17 protein-coding genes and 3 tRNA genes are annotated in these 20,072 nt (G+C 45.9%); 6 read left to right on the top strand and 14 right to left on the bottom strand.

Annotated features, from left to right (window positions below; genetic code table 11):
- Positions 1-20: 20 nt before the first annotated feature.
- The 3 genes from galE (at position 21) to HMPREF2909_RS02895 (ending at position 1,369) form a co-directional block, all read left to right on the top strand.
- Positions 21-1,031, top strand: coding sequence for a UDP-glucose 4-epimerase GalE (gene galE, locus HMPREF2909_RS02905; RefSeq protein WP_071415160.1), 1,011 nt, complete (start codon positions 21-23; stop codon positions 1,029-1,031).
- 147 nt (positions 1,032-1,178) lie between these two features.
- Positions 1,179-1,252: transfer RNA gene (locus HMPREF2909_RS02900), tRNA-Asp, on the top strand.
- Between the two features lie 41 nt (positions 1,253-1,293).
- Positions 1,294-1,369: transfer RNA gene (locus HMPREF2909_RS02895), tRNA-Phe, on the top strand.
- A gap of 232 nt (positions 1,370-1,601) precedes the next feature.
- Here the strand turns inward: HMPREF2909_RS02895 and HMPREF2909_RS02890 are convergent.
- The 11 genes from HMPREF2909_RS02890 to HMPREF2909_RS02840 form a co-directional block, all read right to left on the bottom strand.
- Entirely contained in the window at positions 1,602-2,249 is a 648-nt protein-coding gene (locus HMPREF2909_RS02890) for a transposase (protein ID WP_148130789.1), read from the bottom strand.
- A gap of 633 nt (positions 2,250-2,882) precedes the next feature.
- Complete coding sequence (gene glyA, locus HMPREF2909_RS02885; protein WP_071415158.1) at positions 2,883-4,166, bottom strand: serine hydroxymethyltransferase; 1,284 nt, start codon at positions 4,164-4,166, stop codon at positions 2,883-2,885.
- 203 nt (positions 4,167-4,369) lie between these two features.
- The gene (locus HMPREF2909_RS02880; protein WP_168165262.1) at positions 4,370-6,925 is read right to left on the bottom strand and encodes a Cna B-type domain-containing protein; all 2,556 of its coding nucleotides are present in this window, start codon (positions 6,923-6,925) and stop codon (positions 4,370-4,372) included.
- 483 nt (positions 6,926-7,408) lie between these two features.
- On the bottom strand, positions 7,409-7,657 hold the full coding sequence (locus HMPREF2909_RS02875) for a hypothetical protein (protein WP_210387855.1): 249 nt from the start codon (positions 7,655-7,657) through the stop codon (positions 7,409-7,411).
- 36 nt (positions 7,658-7,693) lie between these two features.
- Positions 7,694-8,257 (bottom strand): alpha/beta hydrolase, encoded by a 564-nt coding sequence (locus HMPREF2909_RS02870; protein ID WP_071415155.1) that lies wholly within the window; start codon positions 8,255-8,257, stop codon positions 7,694-7,696.
- Between the two features lie 165 nt (positions 8,258-8,422).
- Positions 8,423-8,803: a hypothetical protein gene (locus tag HMPREF2909_RS02865; protein ID WP_071415154.1), complete on the bottom strand. Its 381-nt coding sequence runs from the start codon at positions 8,801-8,803 to the stop codon at positions 8,423-8,425.
- Entirely contained in the window at positions 8,803-9,831 is a 1,029-nt protein-coding gene (locus HMPREF2909_RS02860) for a glycoside hydrolase family 3 N-terminal domain-containing protein (protein WP_071415153.1), read from the bottom strand. The genes HMPREF2909_RS02865 and HMPREF2909_RS02860 overlap by 1 nt, the downstream gene beginning before the upstream one ends.
- Before the next feature lie 191 nt (positions 9,832-10,022).
- Positions 10,023-11,729 carry a glycoside hydrolase family 3 C-terminal domain-containing protein gene (locus tag HMPREF2909_RS02855; RefSeq protein ID WP_071415152.1) on the bottom strand — a complete coding sequence of 569 codons (1,707 nt, stop codon included), beginning with the start codon at positions 11,727-11,729 and terminating at the stop codon, positions 10,023-10,025.
- 140 nt (positions 11,730-11,869) lie between these two features.
- A complete protein-coding gene (locus HMPREF2909_RS02850; RefSeq protein WP_084797221.1) occupies positions 11,870-13,141 on the bottom strand; it encodes a GHKL domain-containing protein in 1,272 nt (423 codons plus the stop codon).
- An 18-nt stretch (positions 13,142-13,159) separates the two neighbouring features.
- Positions 13,160-13,915, bottom strand: coding sequence for a LytR/AlgR family response regulator transcription factor (locus tag HMPREF2909_RS02845; RefSeq protein ID WP_071415150.1), 756 nt, complete (start codon positions 13,913-13,915; stop codon positions 13,160-13,162).
- Between the two features lie 112 nt (positions 13,916-14,027).
- Entirely contained in the window at positions 14,028-15,374 is a 1,347-nt protein-coding gene (locus HMPREF2909_RS02840) for an MFS transporter (RefSeq protein ID WP_071415149.1), read from the bottom strand.
- A gap of 684 nt (positions 15,375-16,058) precedes the next feature.
- Between HMPREF2909_RS02840 and HMPREF2909_RS02830 the strand changes: the two genes are divergently transcribed.
- A tRNA-Met gene (locus HMPREF2909_RS02830) sits at positions 16,059-16,132 on the top strand.
- Here the strand turns inward: HMPREF2909_RS02830 and HMPREF2909_RS08780 are convergent.
- Entirely contained in the window at positions 16,092-16,355 is a 264-nt protein-coding gene (locus HMPREF2909_RS08780) for a helix-turn-helix domain-containing protein (RefSeq protein WP_239659952.1), read from the bottom strand. The genes HMPREF2909_RS02830 and HMPREF2909_RS08780 overlap by 41 nt on opposite strands.
- An 81-nt stretch (positions 16,356-16,436) precedes the next feature.
- The gene (locus HMPREF2909_RS02825; RefSeq protein ID WP_306722506.1) at positions 16,437-17,141 is read right to left on the bottom strand and encodes a tyrosine-type recombinase/integrase; all 705 of its coding nucleotides are present in this window, start codon (positions 17,139-17,141) and stop codon (positions 16,437-16,439) included.
- A gap of 590 nt (positions 17,142-17,731) precedes the next feature.
- Here HMPREF2909_RS02825 and HMPREF2909_RS02820 point away from each other — a divergent pair.
- Together HMPREF2909_RS02820 and HMPREF2909_RS02815 are read left to right on the top strand one after the other, a co-directional pair.
- Positions 17,732-18,301, top strand: a complete 570-nt coding sequence (locus HMPREF2909_RS02820) for a Panacea domain-containing protein (protein WP_071415147.1) — start codon at positions 17,732-17,734, stop codon at positions 18,299-18,301.
- Positions 18,302-18,778, top strand: coding sequence for a GNAT family N-acetyltransferase (locus HMPREF2909_RS02815; RefSeq protein WP_071415146.1), 477 nt, complete (start codon positions 18,302-18,304; stop codon positions 18,776-18,778).
- Positions 18,779-18,861: 83 nt separating this feature from the next.
- On the opposite strand, the gene mobF is transcribed toward HMPREF2909_RS02815, so the two are convergent.
- Positions 18,862-20,072, bottom strand: a 1,211-nt coding sequence (gene mobF / locus HMPREF2909_RS02810; RefSeq protein ID WP_168165261.1) for a MobF family relaxase, incomplete at its 5' end; no start/stop codon positions are given.

The following is a 20,072-nucleotide window of genomic DNA, read 5'->3' as shown; positions in this document are numbered from 1 at the left end:
AATGCAATTTAAGGAGCAATATGACTGTTCTTGTTACAGGCGGTTGTGGTTATATTGGCGCTCATGTGGTTCATGCTTTACACGAAGACGGCGAAAACATCGTCGTTGTGGACGATTTAAGCTACGGAAAGTCTTCTCGCATTGGCAATTCTCGTTTGTACGGCATGGATGTATCTGCAGCAGGTGCAGACGCACGATTGGCTGAGATTTTACGCGATGAAAACGTGGATGCTGTGATTCATTTTGCTGCCCGCAAGCAGGTTGGCGAATCCGTTGAGAAGCCATTATGGTACTACCAGCAGAATATTAACGGTTTGCTGAACGTTCTGCAGGCTATGAAAGATGCCGAGGTTCAAAAGCTTGTCTTCTCCAGCTCAGCAGCAACTTACGGCGTTCCGCCAGTAGACGTTGTTCCAGAAGACGTGCAACCAATGGTTCCGATTAACCCTTACGGTCAGACCAAACTATTCGGTGAATGGATGGGTCGCGCAGCAGCTCAGGCTTGCGGCATTCGTTTCTGCGCTTTGCGTTACTTTAACGTAGCAGGTTGCGGGCCAGTTGAATTAGAAGATCCAGCGATTTTGAACCTCGTTCCTATGGTTCTCGACCGTTTACAACGCGGTTTAGCTCCAGCTATTTTCGGCGATGACTACCCTACTGAAGACGGCACCTGCGTTCGCGACTACATTCACGTTTCTGATTTAGCTGATGCACATATTGCCGCTATGCACTACTTAGACCGCGATGAACGCAAGTATGACGCTTTCAACGTAGGTACAGGTAAGGGCACTTCAGTTCGCGAAATTGTTGACGAAATTAAGAAGGTTTCCGGACTTCCATTCGTTGAAACTATTAAACCTCGTCGCGCTGGCGATCCTCCTCATTTGATTGGTTCCCCTGAACGCATTAATACCGAGATGGATTGGCATGCTCAACATGACGTGAAGGATATTGTTCAGTCTGCATGGGACGCTTGGCAGGCAAATCCAGCACATCATATTGATGTAGAAAACTGGACGCAGAAGAACTAGAAGAGTATGAATATTTCCTGATAATCTGCTTTAAAGACACGCCGAAAAACCCTAGGAATTACAAGGTTTCTAGGGTTTATTCTTATTCTAGGTTGCGCATATGCGAAAAGCTCTGTATATTTATCTCTTGGTTGCTAAAGCAATCGTGGCTCCGTAGCTCAGTTGGTTAGAGCGCCGCCCTGTCACGGCGGAGGTCGCCGGTTCAAGTCCGGTCGGAGTCGCTGGAATATTCAACCCGGTACGCCGGGTTTTATTTTTCCATGGCTCTGTAGCTCAGTTGGTAGAGCGTGCGACTGAAAATCGTAAGGTCACCGGATCGACGCCGGTCGGAGCCACCACGATAGCCCTCGTTTTCGAGGGCTTTTGTTTTTGATTTTTCTTGAGCACTGGACTATAGGGTTATACGACAAATATTGTTGGTGGGTTGTTATTCGTTGAGTGCGTTGAGTTGACTTTTTGGTTGGATCATGTTAGGTCTGCCCAGGTGATTGCTTGACCGTAGTGTTGGCGTTGAGCATGTTCGTGTTCGCTGTGGTGTATGGCCAGTTGTGTATAGATATTTTTGATGTGTTAATCGGCGGGCATGATATGGATGAGCTCGGATACGAGCAACGGGTTCTGTGTATGCATGTAACACCACCACATGCATGCTTTGATACGGTGCAGTAACAACCAGTCACGATGCGTGCGTAGCATAGCGCGTAGTCGAGCATTACAGCTTTCTATCTGGTTATTAAAAGCAGGAACAATTGCCTGCTTAGTCACCTCGGGGTTGAGGTAGGTGAACAGGTCGCCTGCACGTAGTCTGGTGTTGAGCATGTTACATGCTCTTACGAGACGCTCGTGAGTGTTGACGATACACCCGTTAGTGAGAACGGTTTTCTCGGCGAGCATGTGTTTATACTGCGCGCACCAAGTGGTATAACGGCTGATCCACGCGGCTTGTTGTTCATCATTGGTAATACGGGTAAGTTGTTGTGATAAAGCGTAGAGTTCTTGACCAGCCTTATGGCGTGGATTCCTAGTAGTACGCGATCGTATATTCGCACTGATATGGAAAAGACAGCGTTGGATTCTGGTGTCGAGCCATTGCGCGTGGCATACTTTAGCAAATCCTGCACCACCATCAGTGACAACCACGTCGTGGGCTGCGATACGTGAGAGTAATGCTTGCCACGCGCCAGCATGCTCACTACGGACTAGACGCCATCCTAATATATGTCGGACTCATCGCGATCAGTAAGACACAATCCCGGTGTAAATATAAATCATCGACATGGATGACATGATGGACTTAATCAACAACGGGTGATAAGGGCCAGTATGGCCAGATATCATCGAAACAGCGTTGCAGGCTACGTCCCTTGCCCGGGCACGAGGATAAGGGACGATCAGACGTGATGAAGTGTAAGAGCGTGGTCAAATTCTTGGCATGTTTATCAATGCGTACACTCGTCGTGACCTGACAAAACGAGCATCTGTATCGTGGGCATGGCCCTTTCTTTGTAGGATAAGTTCCCCAGGAAATCATGGGATGGCCGCATGTTTGACATAATCGCGTGGTCGTCATTTATCAACTCTAACCCGACTATAAACCTCGAAAACACAAGACTGAACACGGGTTAAAACCAACACGATTTGTCCAACCTCGCAGTTGAGTCAAACCAACTCCAACCACCAACAAGCCCAACAAACACAAGCCCACACACAACAAAAACCAACACAATCTGTCGTATAACCCATAAAGGGTGGGCACTCTCTGTAGTGAGACAATGCCCACCCTCATCTTGTATAAAACAGGACGTTCTCGAAGTCCCAAGAAACGTCCTGTTTATTAATATTTACCGCGCTTTAATGCGTCTGATCCAAACCTCCATACAGGGGGAAGTCATCCGCAAGCTTAGCAATGCGAGCGCGCAAGCTTTCGATATCTGCAGATTTTCCATCACGCAAAGCGGTGGCAATAACGTCGGCAACCTCGGTAAACTCTGTTACTCCAAAACCACGGGTAGCGAGTGCTGGTGTACCGATACGCAAGCCGGACGTTACTTTTGGTGGTCGTGGATCCCATGGAACTGCGTTGCGGTTCACGGTTATTCCTACGGCGTCAAGCAAATCTTCTGCTTCTTGACCGTTGAGTTCGCTGTTACGCAAATCGACCAGAACGAGATGAACATCTGTTCCGCCGGTTACTACGGATACTCCGCTTTGCTCAACATCAGCTGCGTTCAAACGCCCAGCAAGGATTTTAGCGCCTTCGAGGGTACGCTGCTGACGGTTCTTAAACTCCTCGCTGGCAGCAATCTTAAATGCAACTGCTTTGCCAGCAATAATATGCATAAGAGGGCCGCCTTGCTGACCTGGGAATACTGCAGAGTTAAGTTTTTTGCTGAACTGTTCTGCATCGCGAGACAGCAACATACCTGAGCGAGGGCCACCCAAAGTCTTGTGAATCGTTGTGGATACTACATCAGAATATGGAACTGGGTTTGGATGCAATCCTGCTGCAACGAGACCTGCAAAATGAGCCATATCCGTCCACAAGTATGCACCTACTTCGTCTGCAATCTCACGGAATGCTTGGAAATCAATATGGCGAGGATACGCTGACCATCCGGCGATAATCATCTGTGGGCGCGTTTCGAGTGCCTTTTGACGCACCTGCTCCATGTTAATGCGGTATGTTTCTGGATCGAGCTGATAGGATACAGCGTTGTAGTTTTTTCCGGAGAAGTTAATCTTCATACCGTGCGTTAAATGACCACCGTGAGACAAATCCAACCCCATAACCGTATCGCCAGCGTTAAGCAGCGCGTGATACACAGCCGCGTTAGCCTGCGCACCCGAGTGAGGCTGAACATTCGCATACTGCGCGCCAAACAAAGCCTTCGCACGCTCAATAGCGAGGGTTTCCACCTTATCTACTTCTTGGCAACCGCCATAATAGCGACGCCCTGGATAGCCTTCTGCATACTTATTCGTAAGCACGGAACCCATCGCCTGAAGCACTGCACGAGGAACAAAGTTCTCTGAAGCAATCATCTCGAGGTAAGTTTGTTGACGTTCCAGCTCAGAATCAAGCACTGCGGTAACATCTGGGTCTACGCTTGCTATTGGATCGTTAAATACTGTCATGCAGTTCTCCTCGTATGTGCGATGACTGGATGATGTGCGGCGGTTATGCCCACGTTTCTAAGCATACGCGAAACCCTCGTTCGTCGCTTGTTTGATTCTCATGGCTCGAGAAGACTGTGGGTAGGGTCACAGAAGGTTTGAAAAAACGGGACGCATGCACAGATATCGCTTACATCCCGTTTATGATTGAGGTCGAGCAGATCTTAGGAACGCTTACGCCGTTGCGAGAGCGTTAGTATCGCTAAGCTCGCACCCATAAGGACTACCACCGCGAACGCGATGGATGAAATGCTCACACCAGTCTTTGACAGTTCCTTACGAGGCTTTTTTGGCTCGTTCGGCTTCTTCGGCTCTGTTGGCGGAACGTAAATGTTCGTAACAGTTAAGCCATTCTCAGTTTTCGTATAGTACTGCGGAGTGAAGTTTTCGCCCTCGGCGTTTACCTCGCGGACACTGAAAGTGTATTGATGGCCCTGAGCATCGTATTTATCTAAGCCTGCCCAAGATACTTCAGTAACTCCTGGCTTAAGCTCTTGATTTTGAACATTTGGAACAGCTTCTGGCTGACCACTTTCCACAGATCGGAACAGCTTAAAGAAGATTGTTGGACGTGAAGATGATACTTCATAATCACCAGACCATACCTTCGTGGCTTTCACATCTGTAGTCGGCATTACTTCGTTTCTCAAAGTCATTGCAGTTGGATCTTTAGGGTCCGCTGTTGCTACGACAGTTGGATTGCCATTTTCATCCGCTTCATAAACGGTATAGACGATAGCATTACCATGAGCATCTGTTTTTGGTAGATTTTCGAAGGAATACTTCCACTGATTATCCGGCTTCAATGTAACGGTCTGGATAGGCGTAATCTTTTCACCGTTCTTTGTACCTAAAATTACGTCAATTTGAGGTACAGGAATCTTATCGGCAGGAACCTTCTTAACTTTCGATCTCTGATTGAACTTATATACCCATTTCTTAGTTAAATCTATACGCGTAGAATCAGGTTCACCGAAAATAATAGTACCGTTAGTTCCAAGACCACCGCCAAGATAACCGCTATTTCCTGTAATACGAAGACGCGCTGCCGAGCGAGCGGCATTAATGCCGTCCTCAGATAAGACACTATGCAAACCCTGATCCATAATAGTGTCATTTTCTTCCCCTCGAAGAATTACTTGTTCTCCAGGATTGTTAGCATCGAAGCGAGCCTCCTTGTTATCGTAGTAGTAAGAAATCGGAGCACCACCCAAAGCTCTATCGGCAAGAGTCACTACTTGAGCACCCACTGCACCGTAGTTACTGTGTGCAATATCATCGCCATATCCAGAGGCAGTATTGTTATTAATTGCTGCTCCACGCGTAATGTGTAATTCAAGAAGTCCGGTAGGGCAGGTCCAAATACCTCCACCCAATCCCGTAGCCTTGTTATTTTCGACTAGAGCATTATATAAATGTGCTGCATAGCTCCTTGTGGCAACATACACGCCTCCACCTTGAGTTGATCTATTATTAGCAATTTCTCCCGCTTCAAGAACAACGCCATTGGAAACAACATTCACACCGCCACCTGTGTATTGTCCGTAATTGCCGGTTATTTTTCCACCTCGCATACGGAAGCCACCAGGAATATATTTCGAATATTCATCACGAGTCAGACCACTAGATCCACCTTCGCCATCTGTCTCATTGTGATAACTATCACCCCAAGTCCACAAATTCATGGCATTCACGCCACCACCCCTAGGAGCTGAGTTACCTGAAATCTCTCCACCATTCATTTCAACTGCCGCATTGCCAAAAACTAAAATTCCGCCGCCGCCAAAGCCTGCTGTGTTTCCGCTAATAGTTCCACCATTAATCACGGCGGTAGAACGAGTATTTTCGGCTTGTTGCTCGAGAGTTCCAGCTTTTTTCCAACTATTAATTGTTGAACCGTAGACCCAATTCCATACATTCAACCCACCGGCAAAGCCCTTGTTATTCTTAATTTTTCCACCGTTCATCTCGAAAGAAGCACCATGAGCTACCAAAACGCCGCCAGTATCTCCGTAGGCATTCGTAGTCACTCCGCCGCTACCGGTTCCGTTCTTTATAGATCCGCCGTTCATAACAAAGCGAGCACGGTTATCAACTATCACGTTTGCAGCACCGTACATATTGCTTTGAGTATCTGAGTGACGCTTATTGTCAGTTATCACACCCTCATTCATGGTGAGAGAAGCATTCACGCCATCGACCTTTACAGCACCGTTGAATGTACCTTCGATACCGTTGGCATCTTTAATCGTAGCGTGATTAATTGTTACAGAACCTTGAATAAGTAAGATTGCACTCTCCGATTTAGCAGACTCGCCGCCGCCATTGAGCTCTAACGCCTCATTGGTGTTGCCAGATAAAGTGAGCTTTGCGCCTTCTTCGACTTGGATCATAACGCCTTTAAAATCGTTATGGCGCACGAAGCTCGGCGCAGAATCAGAATCATCGCCTTGATAATTTTTAAACTCAATATCTGCACCAGCAGGAATCTTCAATGTCTTATCGACGTTATAACTACCGCGATCAAGAATAATAGTTGCTGGAGTTGTTCCTATTTGGCTGAGTACCGATTCGAGAGCACTTAACTGACCAGCCTGCCCAGGAGCATCCTGAGACATGTCAAATGTTAATCGATCTTCTTGCGCATGCGCAATACTTGGAATAGCCAGCACTGCAATCATACCAATGAGCAAAATACTCGCTATATGAGGTGCCCACATGAATAATGAGAAAGGTGTACCCTTTCCCAGAAACTTTTTTGCATATCTTTGTGTCTTAGAGCCAGGCATTTTATGCCCCTTCTTTCTTTAGTTCTTACCCCAGCCTTATCAAAATCGTCTCAGGAAAACACGCATAAATTCTAATGTAAACACTAAACAAGATAAAGTGCACACGCTTCGACAGCGTATGCACTTTAATTATTTGGTAAAAATATGCGGAAGGAAGTTACACAGCGCGAGATTCCAATTTCCTGCCGAATGGTACCGCATCGGGAAAATGTCGAATCTTGAGTTCTTCCCCTCCCTAATGCGAGGTTCTATGGATCGCAGCGAAGCATAATCTTTTAATTGTTGTGGTAAAGCAAAATCAAAAGTTCCCGAAGACACATAGTAATAACGTATTGGCAAATCCTTAAAGGCGTTCGATTGTAAAGCCTCTTCAAATTGTTCACGGCTTGTTCGGCTACCACTGAATGTGCCGAGCTAGGAGAAGTAATCAAGGCTACCCAAGAAAACCGAATGCAAAGTCGTTACAGCTCCACGCGATAACCCCGCAAAAGCTCGATGATCTCGACTTTTTGTAAAATCTTGTGCACTTGTCCCCTTCGAATACGTGGCAAAATGCGACTCAACGTATGGCATCAAATCATTGCGTAGCTCATTTTTAAATGAATAGGTTAAATCATCCAAATGATTCAGTTTGTCTTTGTCTACGTAAAAGGTTGGGGTCACGATAATCATTGGAGGGATAACTCCTGTCTCGATTAATCAATCGACCAGCACTTTATTTTCTGGATGCGTAACGAACCAGTAGGCTTCGTTATCTCCAATTCCGTGCATGAGATACAGAATATTATAGGATTTCGAAGCATCATATTTATACGGTAAATACACATACGCAGATTTCGTAACCGCACGCTTATCTGTTGCGTAAGCACGGGTACTGTAGGAAATTTTTTTGATTGTTCCTGACTGCTTGCTCGTTTGTTCGAAAGTCGATGACACGGACCATATCGTCGGCGTAGCTAACTGCTGAGAGTGATTGACAGCAATACCTCCTTGCCATACGCACGTCCACACGCAGCATAAAGAAACAAGAGCTACTGCAATGTGTACTCCTGCACGCCGTGCTGGCGTGTGCGTTACGCCTTGCGCAACGCACACAAGTACACAGCCAAGAAGCGCGATAGCAGATTGAATATATATGTCGGCATTGAACCATGTTGTTTCGGGATTGGTCATAATGTAGCCACATGTTGTGCCAATCGCTACATTCGCCACGAGAACGAATGGGATGCGAGTACGCTCAGATAAAACAGCTACAATTACCATAACTCCATGGACTAGGAGCATCGTGATAACCGGTCACCAACGCCCAAACAAGGAATAACGAACAACATCGAATATGCCTACAGCAGTCGTTGCACCGATAACACTCAGATAGAGAGCAGCTACGGGCGGACTCAGTATATTCTTTATCTGCATACCGCTCATCTTTTACTCCTCAGCCTGATTGCTCTTCTTCACGAAGATTGTTGAGGCAGCGGTAATAAGAACACTTACTCCCAGCAAAACTGCCGATGCAATCCACAGTTTGCTTAGCCCCATCATATTTACTTTAGACATAATGGCATATGCTTCGTCTGTGCCTAGCTTCACAAATAATCCTGTAGCAGCCAGAACAATGACAAATGGGACATACTCTAACCATGCGATTCGTGTAGCACACGCATGAATGAGCTGAGTAAGAACCGCTAATGCCAGGAGAATAACCACAGTCCATGAATGTGATCTATCTGTGGTGAGCGCATAGCATACAGCAGTTGCACCCGTTACCAGCATTGCTACGAGGGAGAGAACATCAATTTTTGTACGCATTACCTATCTCCTTTCTTTGCAGTACGCCCAGAGCGCTTTACCAGTAGAACAATGCAAGCAATATCAATGACTGCGAGCGCTGCAATAACACCGAGAGCAATGTTCATCCAATATGGGTTCACGCGCTTCACCACTGTGGTGGTCGTAAGACCATTAATGCCAATAGTGCTCGAAATATTGAACAGAATAATATGCGCAGACTTCTGCATATCTACGATAAGTTTATTATCGTTCTTTACCAGTTCTTTGCCCGAGTTGTAGATAGTGTCCGCAGAGGTAGCCCACATAGTGTTGCCATTTTCCAAACCCGCAGCCAAAGACTGCACAACCGGACTAATAGCCATATCGGTATCGATAATCGCGGTAGAAGCCCATTCACCACGCACAACATTCTTCATGAGTGGAGCATAAGCACCAGCCCATACACAACCAATGCGGTTAAAAGCACCCATCGTAGCCTTTGTTTTACCTTCAGTAAAAGCTTGCTCGAATGCACGCAAATAAATCTCGCGAATAGACTGTTCGTTAGCAAAGGTGCTAATACCAATGCGTTTATTTTCCTGATCATTGAGAGCGAAATGCTTAATGAAAGTGAAGATTCCTCGCTTTTGCATAGCTTCAATTTGGTTCGTAGCCAATTCGCCACTGAGTACACCATCTTCGGAATAGTATTCGAAGTTTCGACCTGCATACGGGGTGCGATGCATATTGACTGCTGGAGCATAAGCGCCTGCTGTCTTCGTGCGAATCCAATCTTCAGCCATGGAATCACCGAGTTTCTGGGCAAGTTGCTTATTGAAGGTTGCCGCGGTTACAGTCTCGGTGGCGTAACCGGTAGCCGACGTGCCATCTTCAACGTATTTACGAATATTATTACCTGCAGGACCATCCTTCATAAAGATCTGAGGATAGGCAATGGTGGGAATAGCGATTTGTCCGGACTGCGTAACGATACGCAGCAGATCATCTACTGTGAGCTGTTCAATGAACGTATCCCACTTCGGATCGTCGGATGGTACTCCCACCATCTGTGCAATATTAATATTGGCTTTCTTACCGGTTATTGCTTTCTTGCCAGAATTATCTGCCTTATAGGAACCCTACTGATCCAAATCATGAATCATATCGTCGCTAGCTTCGAGATTCTTATAGGCCTGTGGGAAAGTAGTCCAATCGCTACGTGTGAGATAACCAGTTTTCTTACCATAGTGTTCCAAAGCTACCGAATCGAATTGATCGCAATCTTCTTACCCGAAGCGGCTTTGTTAAGAAGCACAGAAGAACCATTGTCCCATGTGAAGACCTTGGAACTATCTCCAGTGCTATCCATTCCTTGTGCAGGGGAATAGCCCTGAGCTGCAAGCATATTGTTGAGTGCATCGTGAGCACCATTATCTACAGCAAAGTAGTACGTACCCGGATCGAGAACATAGGTTTTCTTGCCTGTGAAATCGTAGGTGCTATAGTCGCGTGATTTCACATCGATGGTCACATCTTGTGATTGACCAGGCTCGAGAGTATCCGTTTTAGCGAAACCGACGAGCTGCACAGCTGATTTTTCTGTGCCAGACGCCGAGTACGGTTGCTGAGCATACAGCTGAACAGTACTCTTACCCGCGCCGCTACCTTGATTCTTTACGGAAATGGTCACATGCGCACCTTGAGCATCAGATTGAGACTTCGTAATGGTTTGCGAGAAAGGCATGCCATTGTCGCTACCGTAGCTCAGACCATAACCGAATGGGTAGGTTACTTCCTTGGTGTAATCCCGCGAATCACCTTGTGTTGCACCTGCAGCGCTTGATGCTCCAGATCCTGGATTCGTTACAGCATCGGCATAGCGTGTTTCGTAATAGCGGTATCCCACATAAATACCTTCGCGATACACAACATACTTGGTCGCCATGTTTGCTGTACCGATTTTTGCTTCGATGACTTTGGCATTCTTATATGCATAATCACCAAAGTTCGCCATTGCAGGGGACGAGAAAGAATCTGTCGCGTAGGTGTCTACGATATGTCCCGATGGATTAATTTCTCCATCCAGCACCTTCGCTAAAGCGCGAGCGCCGCTTTGTCCAACGCCACCAACCCACAAGCAGGAGTCGACACCATATTCTTGACTATCCACCCAACTAAGTTCCATAGCATTCGAAGAATTAATAACGGCAATAGTCTTATGGAATTGACCACTATCACGAATTTCCTTAAGCACTGCTTTTTCTTGTGGTTGCAATGCTAAGTATTTCGTGCCATCACCGAATTTGCCCGTTGGCATATCCGAGCCTTCTCCACCCACGCGCGAGAATACAACGATTGCCGCGTCGGAATACTGTGCATACGAATCACGCACGGCCTGAGTGTAATCAGATATCGGCGGTTCTGCAATAAAGATATCTTTCGGCAGAGCTCCCATATAGGAACCATTAGAACGAATATATCCCTCCTTACCAGCGTACTTTGAATAGAAATCCCAGAGGGTTGTGTTTACGTGGAAGCGATGTCCTTCTTCCATAGCTGTCTTCAAATTGACAGTGTTCTTTGGATCAACCGTTTCTGAGCCAGTACCACCCAACACCAAATCTGTTGAGGATCGACCGAACAGCGTAACTTTCGATCCTTGTGCTAACGGCAAAACATTATTGGCATTCTTCAATAATATAATACCTTCACCTGCAACTTCTTGAACTACCGAATCAGCAGTTTTCTTCCACTCAGCCAAAGACATGCCATTGTCTTGGCCATTATTAATCGCCTTTCTATTACCTTTATCGATAGTTTTCGTGGTGCTTCCACCAATTACTGTAGAAATGAATGACGCATATGATGATGCACCTGTTGTTGCACCAACCGCTAACGCTAATACAGTGCTAATCACTGCAATAGAAAAGCGTAACGCGCCATTACCTTTATGCGATGTTGCCATCTCTTGTCTCCTCCTAACAACTCTGTTGGCGAGTTACTTTTAGATTAGGCTGTCACATTTTATTGCGAACGAGTATGGCAGATTTAGTGGAACATCAGGCACAAATTGTTATTATGCACTGCCCGGAAAGACGATGCTTACTACAAAAGCATCCCCGTCCATGCCCATGTGAAGCGACCCGTTATATCTCTCCACAATATAGCAATAGAACGCATACCAAATCCATGATCAAAAGAATCCGATTTTGTTGTTACCGGCAGTCCTCGCTCCATACGAGGAGGCGTAACGCAGTAATTTTCGACGCGCACAGCAATCATATCCGCTTTTCTATGAATGTGAACTGTCACATAGCGCAATGCAACAGATTCAACTGTTTGCTCATGCTCAATGGCATTATCGAGGAAATTGCCAAACAGCGAAAGGATATCGGACGGGCGCATAAAATTCAGGCACTCACCATCGACCATAATCGTGTGGTCAATCTGGTATTTCTTGCACAAGAACACTTTTTGATTTAAAACGGTATCCAGCTCTGCGTTACCTGTCTCATAAATAGCATCATATTGTTCAATCGACTGCTCAATATCATCTAATTCAGACAGATCCATCTGACCAGACGAGCGCAACTTCATCACTTGATGCTTTAAATCATGAGCCTTCATATTTACGCGATCAATAGTTTGGGTTGCTATCGCATACTGTTGTGCTTCCTGACGCATCACATGCTCTAAACTTGCACGCTCAATCTCACCATTGCGTAAAGCAAGAAAACCAAATTGAATAGATAGCCCCGCAATGCAGCACAAAATCAGCGGCAAACGAGCTACCCAAATCTGGTCTATCTCATAGACCTGGAAGAGATATTGCATAACGTACACGAACAAAGCCGACATAATAGCAAAAGCAATCACATACCCGCTTTTAATAGAAATACGGCCGATGGAGAGCCATGCTGTGCGGAAAATATTGGCACTCACGCCATACACAATAATTGTGCAGGTTAAAGATAGAGCCAACCAGCCGAACGGGGTAATAACGTTCTTAAACGGAATATAGATAAGCCCTTCGAGATTGTATGCCAAATTTTGAGTGAGCTGTGCTGCAACGCAGCAGAATAATATATCTCTCAGCGACCCTCTCAAACAAACGAACCACATACACAGCAAAATGCAGAAAATAGTCAGCGAGAAGAAACCAGAAGCGTACCAACTAATAATATTGGGTACAACAATCATCGCCGCAACGCATACGCTCACAACGAGAGCAGAAGATAAGAGAGCTACACGCGAGCGCGGAAGTCGAAGCCCCACGATATGTAGGAACATAAACTCCGCAACGAGAATCTGTACGATGTATCCGTGCCGCATACTAATAGCAAAAAGATTCGTGAGTAGCTCGAGTGTTGAGGACATTTTCCACCTACTAGCTAATTACTTTTTGCAATAAAATTGGGTGAGTCTATCGCGCAAAGAGGTTCGGTATGCACGCGCTATAGGTAAGGCTTCACTGTGACGAGGATCGGTAGCAGTCGGCTGAGCAACCCATACTGTATCCGCTGTAGCGCGAACAACATAATTGAGATTAACGAGTAACGATGTTCTTGCAAGAGCAAAGCCGCGAGATTCTAGTTGAGTAGCCAGGGACCGTATCGTATGACGCGTGCGCATGCCGCCCGAAACTCCATGCCAGAGAGCATAGTGTTTGTCGGATTCTATATAGGTAATATCGGCCAAATCGACGTAGATAATTTTTCCAGCACTTTCTAAAGCGAAACGCGAATCGACGCGCACATTGCTCAGAATTCGTTTGAATTTATTTCTAAATAGTTCGTATTCAAGTGGCTTGAGAATGTAGTCGACAGCTCCCACCTCGTAACCGCGAATAGCATACTGCACCATACTCGTAATAAATACGATGCTAACTGTCGACTTGTTTTCGCGAATAGTGTGTGCCACATCAAAACCCGTCATACCAGGCATAACTACATCGAGGAGAACTAAGTCGTATTGATTATGGAAGCTGTCGAGAAATTCAGGACCGTTAGAAAAAATGTGTATGTTAAGCGGTAGCTGAAATTCGTGAGCGTATTGCTCAATGTATCGCGAGAGCATGTCTTGGAATGGCTTTTCATCTTCAACGAGGGCGATAGAGATACTGCGCGAGAGACTATTCGTTTCGTCCGTCATCGATCTACACCTCCCTGTACTGCGAAAATCATACGATACACTATAGAATAATAAAACCCTTCTCAGCGCGCAGCTGAGAAGGGTTTTATGTGGTGTATTAAACAGTTGCTACTTACTTCTTCTCATAAGCAATCTGATTATCGAAATCATCATCCTTGGTTTCCTTAGACAGAACCAGGGAAATGAGCGTGAGCACAGAAGCAATGGCGAGGTATACACCTACCATCCAGGTGCTGCCGCCTGCAGCCTTCCACAGTGCTACTGCAATAATTGGAGCCAGTGCAGCACCGAGGATGGAGCCTACGTTATAGGCGATTGCCGAGCCAGTGTAGCGCACGTTGGTTGGGAACATTTCTGGCAGGAACGCACCCATCGGACCGAAGGTAATACCCATGAGGATAAAGCCAACAATCAGGAAGGCTTCTACAGCGTATGCGCTCAAAATATTACCGTGGTTAAAGTCGAGGAAGAGCGGGAAGAGCAGACCGAAAATAATAATCGCAACGGTCACCCAAATCAGCAGCTTGCGGCGGCCAATATTATCTGCCCATGGACCCGAAACGAGGGTAAAGACTGCGAAGAACACAACGCCAATAATCTGCATAAATACGAACTCAGTGTAAGAAATACCGAGACCGCCCTTTTCTGTAGCGGTAGTACCCATGCTCAAAATCCAGGTAGTGGTCAGATAGAAGAGCACATACGTTGCGAGCATAGCGAAGGTGCCGAGCACAACTTCCTTAAAGTGGAAGCGGAAAGTATCGATGAGCGGAGCCTTAACAACCTTATCCTGCTCAACAGCCTTCTTAAAGGTTTCGGATTCGTTCAGCTTTACGCGCACCCACATACCGACTACAACCATGAGAGCGGAGAAGATAAACGGAATACGACAACCCCAGGAAAGGAACGCTTCTGACCGCAGCACAGAGCTTGTTGGGTGAGGCAGAGCGAAGTTGATGATGAGGAACCGACCGTTCGCGATAATGAAGCCGATAGGAGCGCCCAGCTGTGGGAAGGTGCCGTAGAGAGCGCGCTTATCTGCTGGAGCGTTTTCTGTTGCGACGAGCGCCGCGCCAGACCATTCGCCGCCGAGCGTGAAACCTTGAGTAAGGCGCAGGATAAGCAGGAAGAACGGCGCCCACAGACCGATTTGTGCATAAGTTGGCAGGAAGCCGATGAGGAAGGTCGCAATACCCATGGTGAGCAGGGAGATAACCAGGGTGGTTTTGCGACCGAGGCGGTCACCCAAGTGACCATAGAAAATTGCGCCCAGAGGACGGGCAATCATTGCTGCACCAAACATTGCGAAGGAGCTAATAAGGCTTACAGTGTCGTTACCCTTTGGGAAGAACAAGTGTGGGAATACGAGTGCTGCTGCGGTTGCGTACACATAGAAATCGTAGAACTCAATGGTGGTGCCCACTAAGGATGCGACAATAACTTCAGCCGGCGAATTCAGGCTGTACTTTTTGGCGACTGCTGGCTTAGCTGCCGCGTCTGTCGTGTTCTGAGAAAGTGTTGCTGATGACGCATAGACCCTCTATCTTTCTCTTACGTCTTCTTCAACATTCTTGTGTTGTTCTCTAATGTGCTCTAATGTTCTCGCAGCCGCTCTTGCCTTGTACGCTCTGCTAAGCTGAAAGAACTTTTACTCTTTACTTGTATAAAAAATAAAAGAGCAGCACTGATGTTTTGCATCATTGCTGCTCTATGTGTTGTTTAGAATTATTGCATCGTGAGGCTCAGGCAGGTGGAAGCGTCCACTTTGTGAGAAATTATTTTTGGGGAATGATTTTGAAATCTGCTGGAAATATGGGAGATGGTGAGCGATGGCGGGGGCTGTTGAGCGACGATGTGGCGAAGATAAGAGGCAACGGTGGGAAGACTGTGGCGGGATACGGTTGCCGATAATAAGAGGCGGTAAGCGGCAAATAAAAGACGCACGTACTTAAACAGATCTTCTGTAATCTTACACCGCTAATCTCACCATGTATCGCGCAATCTAATATCAAGCAGTAATCTCATACTGAAATCACACGGTCTAATCTAAGGCAGTAATCTCACGCAGCGAAATTTTCAACACGCTTACTTGACATCTTCTATCTCATATGTATTATAGATAGAGTTGTTTTAAACAAGCCGACGCGGGGTGGAGCAGCTCGGTAGCTCGCTGGGCTCATAACCCAGAGGTCCATGGTTCAAATCCATGCCCCGCTACTAACGCCGCAGGTTCTACGTTAAAGAACCTAGCGGCTTTACTTATATCCTCAAGGTTCCAGCGATTTCGACCTGTGAACTTTTGCGACAAACTAGATGTAGCAATTCCTAAGACGTTCGCTAAGTCTTTTTGATTTAATCCGCGCAAAGCGAGCGCTACTTTAATGTTTCGCGTTACGATTTCTTGCAAATCGTATTCTGACGCAGTTTCTACGTTTTTCATACTTAATACTTTTGCCATATTAAATATATTAGCGTAAAACGAATTTATTTCATTAACGACACGCCGATAGAATTATGATTTTTACTTCTGCAATTTTACGGCATCGACTGCTGCGCGTAATCTTTCTTGTGGCATGGCCACATACATTTGTGTTGTCTCGACGCTCTCGTGTCCTAACAGGGTTGAGACCAGTAATAAATCGTGTGTGGCTGCCCATATTGTCGTAGCGTAGCGGTGGCGCAGACTGTGCGCACTCCACCCTTTAGGCAGCAATCCGGATACATGCTTGCCTACGTAACTGGCTTCCACATGCCCCGTCCATCTGCCGGGAAATAGATATCCGTTCGTACACACAATCACCCTCGCCAAGTTTTCAGGGAGCGGCACGATACGTTCTTTGTCCCCTTTACCGTGAACGATAAGGCTCTTGCCTTCTGGGAAATCGATAACGTCGCGAGAATGTATGCACGCGATTTCACTACGACGTAAACCACACTCCGCACCTAGTCGAATCATTATGCATTCCTTTTCATTAGCCTTAGCTAACGCAGCGATGATGTATTTATCGGGACACGGGTGGGGATGCGCGTGCGAACGACGCATCTTCGGTAAGTCAAGCGTGGGATTATCTTCACGTACCCCGCTGCGCTGCAAGTAGGTAAAGAAGCTAACAGCAGTATTTTTGTAGGCTTTGCGCGTCTCAGGCTTGTAACCTGGCTGGCTCAAGAACTTCACTAAATCTTTCGTAGACACATCTAACGGATCTAACTCAAGCCATTTAGCCATATGTATAGCTTTGTAGCGACGGCTCTGAATACTTTGTTCGGAATAGTTCGCAGAACGCAAGTATTCAAGCCAATTATCAATATGTTTCTGCCAGGCCGTGGGCGGCTGTTTCAGAGTCTTTTGCATACCCTAACAGCCTAGACCATCACAACATAATCTCCACCACAAAATGCTGATAAAATGGTAGTCATACAGTAAATCATTCTTGCTGTGAATGAGCTTTTTATTCTGCTTGTGACCGCGATGACTACAAGAGACTCTATAGTTGTTGATATCAAAGCATAGTAACAAGCTGGGGCATGACTAAATGACAGCAGTTGCACTGTTTGGGAGGTGCTATGAGAGGAAAGTGATACTTTCATACGTCAAGCAGATATCCATCATGATTTAGTAATAAGGTTGTCAACCATAGACAGCAAAGGGTTTCATAACGCACAGGGCATTTGATTTTTAGGTGATATAGTGGTGTAATTGTAAGTAACACTACACTGTTTTTTCCACCAGATAAGTAATATACGGTTATTTTATTTTTAATCGTAGTTGATTTTTATAATAATGATAAATGTTAGTAAAACTAGGGTGATGGAACAATGGCGCAGGTAAAAGATGTTGCTCGCTATATACTCGAAAAGCGGGAAGATACAGGGCATACAACAACTGCATACGCATTACAAAAGCTATTGTATTATTGCCAAGCTTGGATGCTTGTATCACGCAATACCGTTCTCTTTGATTCACCAATTCAAGCGTGGACACATGGCCCCGTTGCTGTTGAAACATGGGATTTCTGTCGCGGTCGTTACCGCATGCAAAAACGCGATATTGTTAATGGGGATACTGATGCTCTTGACTGGGATGAAGAGGCACTCGTCAAGCGTGTACTAGATTTATATGCACCCTATGATGACGCGACATTAGGTGACGAGTTAGAACGTATGAGTCATTTAGAAGCGCCATGGAAAGATGCTATCGATAAGGATAATAAAGTTATTACGCCTGAAAGTCTGGTGGACTACTTTTCAGGTTTGCAGACGCAGGAATTTGAAAGTGATACACCAGTGCCTTATCTAGCAGATATCTCTACACACATGTTTGTCAGTGATGAGGAATTTGATTGGTTAGAGTCAATGATGAATAGCCCTAAGGAATCTGAAAACTAAATGGCTATTGAACATTTCTCATCGTCTTTAGATATTAGCTTTTTTGACTGTGGCAACAATGACTTAAATGCATGGTTTCATGCTAACGCAGCACGTGATTACGAGACGAGTACTAGTCATATTTATGTATACATAGAATCAGGAAGAGTTGTAGCATTCTACACTCTGACTGCCCACACTATACAGCGTAGAGTGATGCATCCTAATCGAGAAGGCTATCCGTCAGGTAGTAACATCCCCGCGACTTTGTTGGGAAGACTTGCCGTTGATAAATCATCACAAAATAAGGGTATTGGCAAACTCCTCATCCGCGATGCTATCAGGAACGCGCGCATATCTAATCAATACGTAGCCACACGATTTTTAGTGGTACAAGCAAAAACACCACAGCTTGCTCAATGGTACGAACGTCATGGTTTTATAGCAAGTCCTAAGAATCCGTTGCATCTCTACTATGATATTCAGAAGAATCGGTAAAATATTTTTCAGCTTGTGGTCACCGTGACCACAAGAGAGCAATCATCACATCTAGCCAAGTCGGCAAGAATAATAAGTGAGAATTAATTAAGGTTTCGCGTCCACGCAGACATACCAGGAGGAAGGATGAGACGTCCTTCTTTAGAGATACGTTCAGCAGGTATCGTAACGCTTAACTGTGGAAACAAAAAGTGATACTCTCGATACCCCTGATCAGTAATAGCTGGCAAATCTAACCAGTGCACAGGCTGAGAAGGATACTGAGGGTGGATAAAATTACCGCCTTGGCCATTGAAATCATTAAAAATAAAATTATCGCCTTGTAGCACTCCGCATCGATTACATGTTAATGCTAAATAGCGCTGATTCATTGCTTTTGAATTACGATAATCAATGCAATACCAGCGCTTTAAGAATGCCTTAAACTGCGGTGTTAATAATCCTGCCCGGTCGAAATGAGCAACAGGTAAAAGAACCCATAGATCCTCGTAATGGTTTTGTTCCGGAAGAACATGCACACCGATAGCGAATTCACGAATTGGCTGCTTGCACTTCCAACATGGTCTATATTCACCAGCCACAAAACCTATACTCTCTAATCGATATAGTGAACGCTGTGGGTAGGTAATATCAATTTCACACTCATCTATATAATCCTGATTGCCAAAATCAGAATCCATAAAATCTATGTCTTCAGATGGTATGTGGTTAGAATTGAAATACGATGCTTTGATGAGTTCGTCGCTGATACCAGCAAGCTCCCACACGTGCTTGTTCGGGTTACTCATGCTTGGCCGTTTCTCCCATTTAACTCCCCAGGTTTTTACTAAGTTGGCGCGTAGGCGTTGGGAGTGCAGAATGTTGATACGTTCGGATACGGCGAGCAGGGTGCGCCCGTCGAGCGCGACGATGCGTCCATCTTCTCGTTGGGCGAGGTTACTGATCACAGCGTGGGTGTGATAGTGAGGTTCGCCGGCTCGATTGGTGTAATGATCGTAGGCGGCGATAGCAAAACCTTTGAGTTTGACGCGACCGGTGCCGCCGTGACCGATACGGCCGACGGCTGCTTCTTTCTCAAATTCTGCTATGGCTTCTTTGAGGGATTGTTGCCATACTTGGTCAAGTTGGTTTCGTTCTTCTTCTTTGGCGAGGATCCATAGGATACTGAAACTTTTGGGCGCGGCAAAGGTTGCGTCAAACCCGGTGACGGTAGAGCGACTGTTGGGTTTGCGTGGGTCTCCTAAGCTCATGGTGATGTGGGGCGCGAGTTTTTCATGGGTGACGGGGTCTTCCA

The sequence above is a fragment of the Alloscardovia sp. HMSC034E08 genome, from assembly GCF_001813415.1.
Taxonomy (GTDB): Bacteria; Actinomycetota; Actinomycetes; order Actinomycetales; family Bifidobacteriaceae; genus Alloscardovia; species Alloscardovia omnicolens.
This window is presented reverse-complemented; position numbering and strand designations above follow the sequence as displayed.